General features: G+C 59.9%; 13 protein-coding genes and 2 pseudogenes. 5 read left to right on the forward strand and 10 right to left on the reverse strand.

The window, feature by feature from the left end; translation table 11 throughout:
• Positions 1 to 4: 4 nt before the first annotated feature.
• Both AYR47_RS13160 and AYR47_RS13165 read right to left on the reverse strand, forming a co-directional pair.
• Complete coding sequence (locus AYR47_RS13160; protein ID WP_061435491.1) at positions 5 to 1,117, reverse strand: TIGR00730 family Rossman fold protein; 1,113 nt, start codon at positions 1,115 to 1,117, stop codon at positions 5 to 7.
• A gap of 275 nt (positions 1,118 to 1,392) precedes the next feature.
• Entirely contained in the window at positions 1,393 to 1,827 is a 435-nt protein-coding gene (locus AYR47_RS13165) for a PA3611 family quorum-sensing-regulated virulence factor (RefSeq protein WP_016977934.1), read from the reverse strand.
• A gap of 179 nt (positions 1,828 to 2,006) precedes the next feature.
• Here AYR47_RS13165 and AYR47_RS13170 point away from each other — a divergent pair, with 179 nt between their 5' ends.
• From AYR47_RS13170 to AYR47_RS13180, 3 genes are all read left to right on the forward strand, one after another.
• Positions 2,007 to 2,726, forward strand: a complete 720-nt coding sequence (locus AYR47_RS13170) for a tRNA-uridine aminocarboxypropyltransferase (protein WP_061435492.1) — start codon at positions 2,007 to 2,009, stop codon at positions 2,724 to 2,726.
• A 139-nt stretch (positions 2,727 to 2,865) separates the two neighbouring features.
• Positions 2,866 to 3,516, forward strand: coding sequence for a response regulator transcription factor ErdR (gene erdR / locus AYR47_RS13175; RefSeq protein WP_003189050.1), 651 nt, complete (start codon positions 2,866 to 2,868; stop codon positions 3,514 to 3,516).
• A 75-nt stretch (positions 3,517 to 3,591) separates the two neighbouring features.
• Positions 3,592 to 3,954 carry a diacylglycerol kinase gene (locus AYR47_RS13180; RefSeq protein WP_034096172.1) on the forward strand — a complete coding sequence of 121 codons (363 nt, stop codon included), beginning with the start codon at positions 3,592 to 3,594 and terminating at the stop codon, positions 3,952 to 3,954.
• A 3-nt stretch (positions 3,955 to 3,957) separates the two neighbouring features.
• On the opposite strand, the gene AYR47_RS13185 is transcribed toward AYR47_RS13180, so the two are convergent.
• On the reverse strand, positions 3,958 to 4,884 hold the full coding sequence (locus AYR47_RS13185; RefSeq protein WP_003189054.1) for a LysR family transcriptional regulator: 927 nt from the start codon (positions 4,882 to 4,884) through the stop codon (positions 3,958 to 3,960).
• A 123-nt stretch (positions 4,885 to 5,007) separates the two neighbouring features.
• Here AYR47_RS13185 and fpr point away from each other — a divergent pair, with 123 nt between their 5' ends.
• Positions 5,008 to 5,787, forward strand: a complete 780-nt coding sequence (gene fpr / locus AYR47_RS13190) for a ferredoxin-NADP reductase (RefSeq protein WP_003189055.1) — start codon at positions 5,008 to 5,010, stop codon at positions 5,785 to 5,787.
• A 53-nt stretch (positions 5,788 to 5,840) separates the two neighbouring features.
• Here the strand turns inward: fpr and tsaA are convergent, their stop codons facing one another.
• The 7 genes and pseudogenes from tsaA to AYR47_RS13225 all read right to left on the reverse strand — a co-directional run bounded on the left by tsaA (position 5,841) and on the right by AYR47_RS13225 (position 10,579).
• Positions 5,841 to 6,536 (reverse strand): tRNA (N6-threonylcarbamoyladenosine(37)-N6)-methyltransferase TrmO, encoded by a 696-nt coding sequence (gene tsaA, locus AYR47_RS13195; protein ID WP_061435493.1) that lies wholly within the window; start codon positions 6,534 to 6,536, stop codon positions 5,841 to 5,843.
• Positions 6,537 to 6,605: 69 nt separating this feature from the next.
• The gene (locus AYR47_RS13200; protein ID WP_032893248.1) at positions 6,606 to 7,067 is read right to left on the reverse strand and encodes a DUF1456 family protein; all 462 of its coding nucleotides are present in this window, start codon (positions 7,065 to 7,067) and stop codon (positions 6,606 to 6,608) included.
• A gap of 70 nt (positions 7,068 to 7,137) precedes the next feature.
• Positions 7,138 to 7,849, reverse strand: a pseudogene (locus AYR47_RS13205) (rRNA pseudouridine synthase).
• A 71-nt stretch (positions 7,850 to 7,920) separates the two neighbouring features.
• Positions 7,921 to 8,394 (reverse strand): GNAT family N-acetyltransferase, encoded by a 474-nt coding sequence (locus AYR47_RS13210; RefSeq protein ID WP_061435495.1) that lies wholly within the window; start codon positions 8,392 to 8,394, stop codon positions 7,921 to 7,923.
• A 104-nt stretch (positions 8,395 to 8,498) separates the two neighbouring features.
• Positions 8,499 to 9,839, reverse strand: coding sequence for a 30S ribosomal protein S12 methylthiotransferase RimO (rimO, locus tag AYR47_RS13215; RefSeq protein ID WP_003231334.1), 1,341 nt, complete (start codon positions 9,837 to 9,839; stop codon positions 8,499 to 8,501).
• Positions 9,840 to 10,008: 169 nt separating this feature from the next.
• Positions 10,009 to 10,212 (reverse strand): type II toxin-antitoxin system YafQ family toxin, encoded by a 204-nt coding sequence (locus AYR47_RS13220; protein ID WP_061435497.1) that lies wholly within the window; start codon positions 10,210 to 10,212, stop codon positions 10,009 to 10,011.
• Positions 10,213 to 10,288: 76 nt separating this feature from the next.
• Positions 10,289 to 10,579: a type II toxin-antitoxin system RelB/DinJ family antitoxin gene (locus AYR47_RS13225; protein ID WP_033899935.1), complete on the reverse strand. Its 291-nt coding sequence runs from the start codon at positions 10,577 to 10,579 to the stop codon at positions 10,289 to 10,291.
• A gap of 381 nt (positions 10,580 to 10,960) precedes the next feature.
• Between AYR47_RS13225 and AYR47_RS13230 the strand changes: the two are divergent.
• A pseudogene (locus AYR47_RS13230) lies at positions 10,961 to 12,863 on the forward strand (potassium transporter Kup).
• The last annotated feature ends 124 nt before the right edge of the window (positions 12,864 to 12,987 follow it).

The following is a 12,987-nucleotide window of genomic DNA, read 5'->3' on the forward strand; positions in this document are numbered from 1 at the left end:
AAAATCACGCCGGCTCCGGCGCCACTCGCTGCTGCGCCTTGCCCTGAGCCTGTGCCCAGTTCTCCGGTAAATTGATGTAGTCCACCAACTCCCGCAGCCGGCCCTGATCGCGCCCGTTGAAGTTGAACACCAGCCGCGTTAAATGGCTGAACCTCGGTTCATCATGTTCTTCGCCGGTATACGCGAGCTGCTGGAACTCTCCACTCAGTCGCAGGCTGGCGAACTCGCCTTGCAAATGGGCCAATGCGCGTTCACTGAGCGGGTGATTCATGCGCACCACAAACTCGCGTTTCAACCAACGGGTGGAGTGGAAGTTGGCATAAAACTGGTTGATCTCTTCCACTGCCTCTTCGGCGCTGTACACCAGGCGTACCAGCTTGAGGTCGGTGGGCAGGATGTAGCGGTTGGCTTCCAATTGGCTGCGGATAAAATCCAGGGCGCCTTGCCAGAATCCGCCACCCGGCGCATCCAGCAGCACTACTGGGACCAGCGGACTCTTACCGGTCTGGATCAGGGTCAGCACTTCCAATGCTTCATCCAGGGTGCCGAAACCGCCTGGGCACAGCACCAGGGCATCGGCCTCCTTGACGAAGAACAGCTTGCGGGTAAAGAAGAAGTGGAAGGACAGCAGGTTCTCGGTGCCATCGATGGTCGGGTTGGCATGCTGTTCAAACGGCAGGGTGATGTTGAACCCCAGGCTGTGTTCCAGGCCCGCGCCTTCGTGGGCGGCGGCCATGATGCCGCCGCCGCCGCCGGTGATCACCATCAGGTCCGAACGTGCCAGTGCCGCGCCGACTTCGCGGGCCAGTGCATACAACGGGCTTTCTATCGGTGTGCGAGCCGAGCCGAACACCGTGACCTTGCGGCGGCCCTTGAACTGTTCGAGCACGCGAAAGGCATTGTCCAGCTCGCGAATGGCTTGCAGGGTGATCTTGGCGTTCCAGCGGTTGCGGTCGTCCTGGGCCATGCGCATCACGGTGAGGATCATGTCGCGATACAGGGGGATATTCGGGCTGTTGGGGGCGATCAGCTGGAGTTGTGCGTCGACCTGCTGGGTGAGGACGGTGCCGTGTTGTTCAAAATGTCGGAGCAGGCGGTCATTCGGTTCGTAAGGCATTCAACTTCTCCTTCTTGCAGGGCACCTTCGCCGCAGGCGACGACACTGCTTGTGTCGCTGTTCGCCGCAGGGGGCAACCTTCTTTTGCCCTGAAAATGTTACAGAACAGCATGAAAAGCGCTGTGGATGAACGGTTGGGATGACTTGATCATGGGCCGGAAAACCGTTGGCTGGCAACCACTTATTGGTCGCTCAGTTCAGAGTCTAGCTGCCTGGAAGACATTGAAGCGGGGGGAGTGCGCGCCACCGGACGGCAGCGCGCGAAGGTCAAGCCGTTACTTTTTCTTTTTTGCCGGTGCCGGGCAATCCGCTTCCACGAACTTCACCGAGGCTACAGGACGGTTGGTCTTATTCTCAGTGATTTCGTAGCGCATCACCGCGCCCTTGGCCATCAGCTCGCGGTACCCCTTGTTCAGGCACACGCTCTGACCGAGCTGGAAGTACACCGCCTTGGGGTTGGCGCGCATCTGTTCGGCGCGGTCGGGCAAGACACTCAGGTGATCGATCAGTTGCATGCCTTCAACGGTGTAGGCCACTTCCAGGGTCTTTTCGTCGATTTCCCGGGGCAGGTCCTTGTTGCTTTCAGCCGCGACGCTTTGCAGCTTGCGGTTCATTTGGGCCTCCAGCAGCGAGGCCGCCTGGGCGCACACGGGCAATACCAGCGCGAGGGCGACGGATGGGGCGACAAGGCGCAGCATGGAACGCAGCATGAAACTCTCCTGATTCGGTTACTGGTGCATAGACCAGCCACTGCGCTGTGCGTTCAGTGGCGCGCAATTATAGGTGAGCCCTTGCCACTACAGCCAGGCGTATCGCTGGTAAACTGCCGCCACTTCAGCCGTCCACGAGTTTTCACCGTGTCGATCTACCCGTCCCACCGGCGCATCCGATGAGCCACGCCGTTTCCCGCCTGCGCACCCAGCGTCTGGCCCGTGCCGTCCGGCCGTTCCTCAACCGTGGTTCGCGTGCCGAACGCTGCCCCGGCTGCCGGGTCATTCCTGAGTACTGCCTGTGTGCCTGGCGCCCCAAGGTCGAAGCACGGTCTGCCATGTGCCTACTGATGCACGACGTCGAACCCATGAAACCGAGCAATACCGGCTGGCTGATCGCCGATGTGATCGACGACACCACCGCGTTCGCCTGGTCACGTACCGAGGTCGATCCTGAACTGCTCACACTGCTGGCCGACCCGCAGTGGCAGCCCTATATCGTGTTCCCCGGCGAATTCGTCGCACCTGAGCGCGTCGTCAGCGAGGTGAAGGTAGAGGAGGGCAAGCGTCCACTGTTCATCTTGCTGGACGGCACTTGGAGCGAAGCACGCAAAATGTTCCGCAAAAGCCCCTACCTGGAGCATTTGCCGGTGCTCAGCCTGGCGCCCGAGCAGCTATCGCGCTACAAACTGCGCCGTTCCAAGCGCGACGACCACTTCTGCACCGCCGAAGTCGCTGCTCTGTGCCTTGAGCTGGCCGATGACCTGGTGGCCAGTGAAGTCCTGGACGCCTACCTGGATGTGTTCAGCACCCATTACCTGGCCGCCAAGTTCCAGATGCCGCTGGATCCGACGGATACTGTTCATGCGCGCCTTGCTCCCTATATTGCGACGGTATAACCAGACGACGTTTGCATGATGGCACCCCAACCCCGCAACCCGCTAAAATGCCCACGGGCGTAGCGCTTGACCCTCCAGGCTACGCTGGGCATGCTGGGCGCCGATCAGGGCACCCCTAAAAAACAGGATCATTTAATCAATGGCCACATACGAAATCCTGATAGCCGATGACCACCCGCTGTTTCGCAGTGCGTTGCACCAGGCCGTGACCTTGGGCCTTGGCCCGGACGTCCGCCTGGTTGAAGTGGCCAGCATTGCCGAGCTGGAAGCCCGTCTCACCGAAAAATCCGACTGGGACCTGGTGCTGCTCGACCTGAACATGCCCGGCGCCTATGGTTTCTCCGGGTTGGTGCTGTTGCGCGGCCAATACCCGCAGATCCCCGTGGTGATGGTCTCGGCCCAGGAAGAAGCCGACGTGGTGGTGCGCTCCAAGGAGTTTGGCGCCAGCGGTTTCATTCCCAAGTCCAGCGCGATGGAAGATATCCAGAAAGCTGTGCGCACGGTGCTGGATGGCGATGTGTCCTGGCCGCCGCAAGCGTTTGAAGAAATCAACGTGTCCGACGAAGCCAAGGCCGCCCGCGATGGCCTTGCCAGCCTGACACCGCAGCAGTTCCGGGTGCTGACCATGGTCTGCGAAGGCTTGTTGAACAAGCAGATTGCCTACGAGTTGAGCGTATCGGAGGCCACCATCAAGGCCCACGTCACGGCGATCTTCCGCAAACTCGGCGTGCGTACCCGCACCCAGGCGGCGTTGCTCTTGCAACAACTTGAGTCAATTTCGCAGCATTAAGCTGTCATCGATTCACGCTTTTTTGACTTGGCGTGATCTAGTTTCCCCACTTCTTTGGTTCAGTTGCCTACGTCTATGTCGCCTTTCAAGGGTCAAACCGGTATCAAACGTATCTTCAATGCTGGGGGCTATTCCCTGGATGGCCTGCGTGCGGCTTTCACCGGCGAGGCGGCGTTCCGCCAGTTGGTGTTGCTCAACGTGATCCTGATCCCATTGAGCTTCTTCCTGAGTGTGAGCCGGGTCGAGCGTGCGTTGCTCATCGCCGTGTGCCTGCTGGCGTTGATCGTCGAGTTGCTCAACTCGGCAGTCGAAGCGGCAATCGACCGCATCTCCCTTGACCGCCACCCGCTGTCGAAAAACGCCAAGGACATGGGCAGCGCCGCGCAATTCGTTGCGCTGACCATGATCACTCTGGTCTGGGCCGTGATCCTGATCTAACCCTCAGGCAATGCTCGGCAGCACGATCTCGTCGCTGCGCTGAACCCCGGCGGTGAAGGCGCGGCACAGTTCCAGGAACTCGCGCATCGCCGAGGTCTGGTACTTCTGCTTATGCCAGATGAAGTAGAACTGCCGGGCCAGGTCCAGGTCTGGGGTTTCCACCGGCACCAGGCTGCCACGCCGGAATGCGTCGCGCAGGGCCAGCCGCGAAATACAGCCAATCCCCAGCCCCGACTCCACCGCGCGCTTGATTGCTTCGGTGTGCTCCAACTCCAGGCGAATATTCAGCGCACTGCGGTGATGGCGCATAGCTTGGTCAAAGGTCAGGCGTGTGCCTGAGCCTTGTTCCCGCAGGATCCACGCCTCATGGGTCAACTCGTCCATGGTTGCCACCCCGCGCTTGGCTAAATGATGTTGCGGTGCGCAAAACACCACCAGTTCATCCTCCACCCAGGTTTGCACCTCGATATCCGGGTGGCTGCAGTCACCTTCGATTAGACCCAGGTCAATTTCGTAGTGCGCCACCTGATGCACGATATGGGCAGTGTTCTGCACATGCAGTTTCACCTGGCTCTCGGGGTGTTGCTGCATGAAGCTGCCGATCAGCAACGTGGCCAAGTAATTGCCGATGGTGAGGGTGGCGCCGACCGCCAGGGAACCGAAGCCGGACTTGCCGTTAAGCAGGTCTTCGATCTCCTTGGCCTGGTCCAGCAGCGCCACTGCCTGGGGCAATAGCTGATGACCGAGGGCGTTGAGGCTCAGGCGCTTGCCCGCGCGGTCGAATAATTGGCAGCTGGATTGGCGCTCCAGCTCGGTGATCGAGGTGCTGGCGGCGGATTGAGATAAGGCCAGAAGGCCAGCAGCGCGTGAGACGCTTTCCTGCTGGGCGACGGCGACGAAGACTTGCAGTTGACGGAGAGTAAATCGCATATCGATATAACCGATAACCCTTATCTTAATAATCCAGTTAACAGATATTGTCGCCGCCATTAGAATGCTGTGCAATTGCGCAACTACATTTGGCGCAGACCCATTTCCAGGAGTCCCCCGTACATGAGCAACATGAACCACGAGCGTGTCCTCAGTGTTCATCACTGGAACGACACTCTGTTCAGCTTCAAGTGCACCCGCGATCCGGGCCTGCGCTTCGAGAACGGTCAGTTCGTGATGATCGGCCTGCAACAGCCCAACGGCCGCCCGCTCATGCGCGCTTACTCCATTGCCAGCCCGAACTGGGAAGAGCATCTGGAGTTCTTCAGCATCAAGGTGCCGGATGGCCCGCTGACTTCCCAATTGCAGCACTTGAAGGAAGGCGACGAGATCATCATCAGCAAAAAACCGACGGGCACCCTGGTGCTTGACGATTTGAAGCCGGGCAAACACCTGTACCTGCTCAGCACCGGTACTGGCCTGGCGCCGTTCATGAGCGTGATCCAGGACCCGGAAACATACGAGCGCTTTGAAAAAGTGATCCTGTGCCACGGCGTGCGTTACGTCAACGAAGTCGCCTACCGCGAATTCATCACCGAGCACCTGCCGCAGAACGAATTCTTCGGCGAGGCCCTGCGTGACAAGTTGATCTACTACCCGACCGTGACCCGCGAGCCGTTCGAAAACGAAGGCCGCCTGACCGACCTGATGCGCAGCGGCAAGCTGTTCAGCGACATCGGCCTGCCACCGATCAACCCCGAGGACGACCGTGCCATGCTGTGCGGCAGCCCAAGCATGCTGGACGAAACCAGCGAAGTGTTGAACAGCTTCGGCCTGAAAGTTTCGCCACGGATGCGTGAGCCGGGTGATTACTTGATCGAGCGTGCGTTCGTCGAGAAGTAAACACCGCTCAAAAAAATGTGGGAGCTGGCTCCCACATTTTGTTTCCGGTTTCTTCAATGGGCGGGAAGCACTTCCAGCACACAAATCACCCCCGCCTCGGGATAGTGCCAGCGCACGTCCACATCCCAGAACTGAGCCCCGTATTCCCGCTCCGGCCCCGGCGTCTGGTACGCCGGCCGTGGATCCTGTGCCAGGCACTGATCAATCAGTTCCACCAACGGCTCGCCCAGGCGCTGCGCATGGCCTTGTGCCTGTTGCAGGGCGGTCTTCAGCCACTGCACCGGAATCAGCTGCGGCGCGGCGCTCGCGATGTCGTTGGTCGCCGTGTCGACCATGTCGGCATACGGCACATACGGCTTGATATCCAGCACCGGTGTGCCATCGAGCAGATCAATCCCGGAGATCCACAGCCGTCCAGGCTCCACTTTGTCCAACTTCACCACTGACTGGCCAATGCCATTCGGGCGATGAGTCGCACGGGTAGCAAACACGCCCATGGAGGTGTTGCCGCCCAGGCGGGGTGGGCGCACTTTCAGGCGTGGCTTGTCTTCCAGCGCCTGATGGAACAGGAACAACAGCCATACATGGCTGACCTGCTCCAGGCCCTGTACGGCCTCGCCGCCGTCGAACGGCGCCACCAACTCCAGCACGCCACGGGCGGCAGGCGCCAGTTGCGGTTGGCGTGGGATGGCGAACTTCTCCTTGAAACAGGAGCGCACGAAGCCGACGGGCGAGACGTGGTAGGTCATTTTTGGAGCCTCAAGTTGCAAGCTGCAAGCCTCAAGCTTTTCACTTGCGGCTTGAAGCTTGTGGCAGCTTTAAGCTCTGACGCGCAGCGTCAGGCCCTTGAGGAAGTTGCGCAGCAACTGATCGCCGCAGGTGCGGTAGTTGGTGTGGCCGAACTTGCGGAACAGTGCGCTCAGCTCAGGCTTGGACACCGGGAACTCGGCGGCCTTGAGGATGGCGTGCATGTCGTCTTCTTTCAGCTCGAAGGCCACGCGCAGCTTCTTGAGGATGATGTTGTTGGTCACCGGGGTCTCGATCGGCTGCGGCGGACGGCTTTCGTCCTTGCCGCGCTTGAAGATCACCAAGCCGTCGAGGAAGTGCGCCATGACTTCATCCGGGCAGAACACGAAGCCTTCTTCCTCGTCTTTCTTGAGGTAGGTCAGCAGGTCGTCCTTGGTCACGTCCATGCCGCCGAGCTTGATGATCTCGACCATCTTGTTGTCGCTGATGTCGAGCATGTAGCGCACGCTGCGCAGTACGTCATTGTGAATCATGGTGGGCAATCCTGGTATTCAACTGAGGACACCGCGCAAAAGAGGCGGTGTCGAGGAAAAGGGTAGCGGCTTAGAACTTCTCTTTGCCGGACAGGTAACGCCATTGGGCCAACCGGCACCTTGCCGATGGACACGCCGCCGATGCGGATACGACGGATGGCGACGACTTTGAGGCCAACCGCTTCACAGAACAGCGCGATCACGCCTGGCTGTGGGTTTTTCATCGCAAAACGCAGGCGGTTTTCGTTCTGCCAGCTGGCTTTGACCGCCGGCAGCTCTTTGCCTTTGTAGGTCAGGCCGTGGTTCAGGCGATTGAGGCCGTGGGCAACCATGTCGCCTTCCACTTCCACCACGTACTCCTGCTCGATCTTGGCGGCATCGGCGGTCAATTTGCGCAGGATCTTCCAGTCCTGGGTAAACACCAGCAGGCCGCTGGCCTTGGCTTGCAGGTCGGCGCTGGCGGTGAGGCGCAGGAAGTGGCCCTTGAGCGGGCGCTTGCCGAAGCGGTGTTCTTCCGAGAGGGTATCGGCGCTGATCGACGCCATGGCCGTTTCGGCATCTACCCCAGCTGGGGCGTGCAGCAGGATGGTCACGGGCTCGGGCGCGGTGGCCTTGGCGTCCGGGTCGAGTTCGACCTTCTGGGTGGTGACCTTGAACTGCGGTTCGTCGATCACTTCACCGTCCACCGAGACCCAGCCGCCTTCGATGAACAGCTCAGCCTCCCGACGGGAGCAACCGACCAGTTCGATAAGGCGTTTGGAGAGGCGTATGGGGTCAGTCATGACAAGGGCCGTAGCAAAAGGGGGCGGCTATTGTACCTGTGTGGGCGCGGTTAATCCCGGCCCCATTTCATTTAGCCTTGACTGGCTTGATGCTGCACCTGGCGCAAACGCATATGCAACAACGGATAGGGCTGCCCCAAACCGTCATGCTCCGTGCGTCCGATCACTTCGAAACCCTGTTTGAAGTAAAAACCCAAGGCCTGGGGGTTTTGTTCGTTGACGTCCAGCTCATCGGCGTTCAGGTGCTCGATCGCATAGCGCAGCAGTTGCCGACCCAGGCCTTCGCCCCGGTGCTTGGGGGCGATGAACAGCATCTCCACCTTGCCCGACGCCACGCCGGCAAACCCGGTGATACGCTGACGCGGGTCTTTGGTGCAGATCAACATCACAGCGTCCAAGTAACGCGTCAGCACCAGGTTCTTCAGCAACACGATGTAACTGTCCGGTAGAAAATCATGGGTCGCACGGACCGAGTCTTCCCAGATTTGTGCCAATTGCGTGTAGTCGCTGGTTTTAGGTGTGTGGATAACCGAATGCTGACGCATGCCCGCTGCCCCTTGCCGATGATTGGCGTCGATGGGCAAAACGATAGACCTAAAAAAGCCCCGCATCTTGTCCAGAGGCGGGGCTTTTTCAGTTTATTTACGGCTTAGTCGCGCTTTTCAGCCCACAAGTCGTATTCGTCGGCATCGGTCACGGTGCACCAGACCTTGTCGCCCGGCTTCAACCCGCTGGCATCGTCGATAAACACGTTACCGTCGATTTCCGGCGCATCGAAGAAGCAACGGCCGACTGCACCTTGCTCGTCGACTTCGTCGATCAGCACTTCGATTTCCTTGCCGATGCGCAGTTGCAGGCGCGCCGAGCTGATGGCCTGCTGGTGCGCCATGAAACGCTCCCAACGGTCCTGCTTGACGTCGTCCGGCACTACGGCCAGGTCCAGCAGGTTGGCTGGGGCGCCTTCCACCGGCGAGTACTGGAAGCAGCCGACGCGGTCCAGTTGGGCTTCGGTCAGCCAGTCCAGCAGGTACTGAAAGTCTTCTTCGGTTTCGCCGGGGAAGCCGACGATGAAGGTCGAGCGGATGATCAGCTCGGGGCAGATCTCGCGCCAGTTCTTGATACGTGCCAGGGTCTTGTCTTCGAACGCCGGGCGCTTCATGGCCTTGAGCACTTTGGGGCTGGCGTGCTGGAACGGGATGTCCAGGTACGGCAGGATCTTGCCGGCGGCCATCAGCGGGATCAGCTCGTCCACGTGCGGGTACGGGTAGACGTAGTGCAGACGCACCCACACGCCCAGGCTGCTCAAGGCTTCGCACAATTCGGTCATGCGGGTTTTCACCGGCGCGCCGTTCCAGAATCCGGTGCGGTACTTCACGTCGACGCCATAAGCGCTGGTGTCCTGGGAGATCACCAGCAGCTCTTTGACGCCGGACTTGACCAGGCGCTGGGCCTCGTCGAGCACGTCACCGACCGGACGGCTGACCAATTTGCCGCGCATCGACGGGATGATGCAGAAGCTGCAGCTGTGGTTGCAGCCTTCGGAAATCTTCAGGTATGCGTAGTGGCGCGGGGTCAGCTTGATGCCTTGCGGTGGCACCAGGTCGATCAACGGGTTGTGGTCCTGGCGCGGTGGCACCACTTCGTGCACGGCGTTGACCACCTGCTCGTACTGCTGCGGACCGGTCACCGCCAGCACGCTCGGGTGCACGTTGCGGATATTGCCTTCTTCCACGCCCATGCAGCCGGTCACGATGACCTTGCCGTTTTCCTTGATCGCTTCGCCGATCACTTCCAGGGATTCCGCCTTGGCCGAATCGATGAAGCCGCAGGTGTTGACCACCACCACGTCAGCGTCCTGGTAAGTGGACACAACGTCGTAGCCTTCCATACGCAGTTGCGTAAGGATGCGCTCGGAGTCGACAAGCGCCTTCGGGCAACCCAGGGAAACAAAGCCAACCTTGGGGTTGGCTTTTGCGATGGTGGTGGACATGTCTAACCTCGGTATTGAATGACGCCGCCAGTCGGGCACGACAAGGCTGCGGACGGGCGCTTGGTGCGCCTCTGATCAAAAAGTGCGCAATTCTAGCGACGGGCAACGCACTTGACCAGCTTTATGCAGGGAAATGCGACGAGTGCTGCGCTATGGGTTGGGTCAATGACTACGAGAACAATTCTGCATGGCTCCCCAAATCCACGAAGGTAATCAGGTCAACCCGCGAGTTCTCGTAAATCATCAGGAAATCACCACCGATATGGCACTCCCTGAAACCGTCCCAATTCCCGGTAAGCGCGTGGTCGCGATACTCCGCGGGTAGTTGCTCGCCTAAGAAAAGCATCACCATCACTACCCGGACCTCATTCATATCTCAGCGCCCAGCGCGCTTGTAGCGCTCCCAGGACTTTTTAAACTCAGGCGTCTGCGCACATTGCTTTGGCAGGTCAGCGCGCTTTTGCTTCTTCTCCGGCTTCGCCATCAGCGTCCCTTAGCATCTCGTCGATCGAGTCAAACTGGCGACGAATGGAACGCGCTTGTGTCATCGCACGAGCGGTCTTCTCCGAAGGGACGCGCACCTCAAAGGGTAATCCCTGCGTTGTTACGACCTGACGCAGGAAAAGGCGCATGGCGTCACTGAGGCTCAGCCCACAAGCATTGAGCACAGCGGTGGCACGCTCCTTCAAATCCTCGTCGATGCGGCAACGCACGTCAGTGGTTTTCAGTAATGTGGACATATCAGGACCTCCTCTCAAAATGTAGCTACGTTGGGGCTACAGTCCAAGTATGGGTCGTCCTATCGCGTTTGTTCAAACACTTTTTGTTCGGAACGCGTTGTTGGGCAATCCATGCGTCGGAAACCGCGGGTGGGGCAAATTAGCGCTGGCAGCAAGCAACTTCAATACAGGCAAATAGCTTTCAACTGCCCCTCATCTCTTAGGGCGATGCAGTTGAACAGCGAAATACGACGAGTGCTGCGCTATGCTTCGCGCCGTTGCGCGTAGGTAAAGTCCTAAGGTCAACAAAACGTCTGTTACGAGAAGTAAAACAGCGCATGCTAGGGTCAGCTTAGACGCGTTGTTAATAAAAGACCGCAGGTCAAAGGGCAGGAGTGGTTGATGGGTCACGCGAGTAATCAGGCAGCAGGTGCCGAGCAGTCAAACGCCAAGCCGATTGGCATGCTGGTGGCAGCGGTCGGGGTGGTTTACGGCGATATCGGGACCAGCCCGCTCTACACCCTTAAAGAGGTGTTCAACGGCGGTTATGGGGTTCAGGTCAATCATGACGGCGTGCTGGGGATCCTGGCGCTGATCTTCTGGTCGCTGATCTGGGTGGTGTCGATCAAGTACATGCTGTTCGTGCTGCGCGCCGATAACCAGGGCGAGGGCGGCATCATGGCGCTCACGGCACTGGCACGACGGGCGGCGGGGGAGCGCAAGAAGTTGCGCAGTTTCCTGGTGGTGTGTGGCCTGTGCGGCGCGGCGCTGTTCTACGGCGACAGCATGATCACCCCGGCGATTTCCGTGTTGTCTGCGGTTGAAGGCCTGGAACTGGCTTTCGACGGCCTGGAAAAATGGGTCGTGCCCATCGCCTTGGTGGTGCTGGTGGCGCTGTTCCTGATCCAGAAACATGGCACTGACCACATCGGCAAGCTCTTCGGGCCAGTGATGGTGACCTGGTTCCTGGTGCTGGGCGGCCTCGGTGTGTATGGCATCACCCTGCACCCTGAAGTACTCAGTGCGATGAACCCGATGTGGGCGGTGCGCTTCTTCGAGGCGCATCCTGGCATTGGCGTGGCCATCCTGGGCGCGGTGGTGCTGGCACTGACCGGCGCCGAAGCGCTGTATGCCGACATGGGCCACTTCGGCCGTAAACCCATCGCTCGCGCCTGGTTCATGCTGGTGCTGCCGGCGCTGGTACTCAATTATTTCGGCCAGGGCGCCATGCTGCTGGGTGACCCGGAAGCCGCGCGCAACCCGTTTTACCTGCTGGCGCCGAGCTGGGCGCTGATCCCGCTGGTGGTGCTGTCCACCCTGGCTACGGTGATCGCTTCCCAGGCGGTGATCTCCGGCGCGTTCTCGTTGACACGCCAGGCGATCCAGTTGGGTTACATCCCGCGCATGCACATTCAGCACACGTCGAGCGCCGAGCAGGGCCAGATCTACATCGGCGCGGTGAACTGGTCGCTGATGGTGGGTGTGATCCTGCTGGTACTGGGCTTCGAATCGTCCAACGCCTTGGCGTCGGCCCTACGGCGTGGCAGTGACCGGCACCATGCTGATGACCACTATTCTGGTGTCGGCAGTGATGCTGCTGCTGTGGAAATGGCCGCCAATCCTGGCCGTGCCGGTCCTGGTCTGCTGCCTGTTGGTGGACGGTCTGTATTTCGCGGCCAACGTGCCGAAGATCATCCAAGGCGGCGCCTTCCCGGTGCTGGCGGGCATCGTGCTGTTCGTGTTGATGACTACCTGGAAGCGCGGCAAGCAGTTGCTGGTGGAGCGTCTCGACGAAGGTGGCCTGCCGCTGCCGATCTTCATCAGCAGCATCCGCGTGCAGCCGCCTCATCGCGTGCAGGGCACCGCCGTGTTCCTCACCGCGCGCCCGGACGCCGTGCCTCACGCGCTGCTGCACAACCTGCTGCATAACCAGGTGCTGCATGAGCAAGTGGTGCTGCTGACGGTGGTCTACGAGGACATCCCCCGCGTACCGGCCGCACGGCGGTTCGAGGTGGATGCCTACGGCGAAGGTTTCTTCCGCGTGATCCTGCACTTCGGTTTCACCGATGAGCCGGACGTGCCAGAGGCGTTGAAGTTGTGTCACCTGGATGATCTGGACTTCAGCCCGATGCGCACCACCTACTTCCTCAGCCGCGAAACGGTCATCGCCTCGCGGATCAAGGGTATGGCCCGTTGGCGCGAAGCCTTGTTCGCCTTTATGTTGAAGAACGCCAACGGCAACCTGCGCTTCTTCAAACTCCCGGTAAACCGGGTGATCGAGCTGGGCACCCAGGTCGAAATGTAAGCTGTTGCAACACGGGGGCCAGCAATCGGCTCCCGCTTTTCGTTCTGAACCCTGTGCAATCCAGCGTTGTCGACTAGGCTCTAAGCACTGTTTGAATAGTGCCCACAGAACCCAGAAGAGGTGC

The sequence above is a fragment of the Pseudomonas azotoformans genome (assembly GCF_001579805.1).
Taxonomy (GTDB): domain Bacteria; phylum Pseudomonadota; class Gammaproteobacteria; order Pseudomonadales; family Pseudomonadaceae; genus Aquipseudomonas; species Aquipseudomonas azotoformans_A.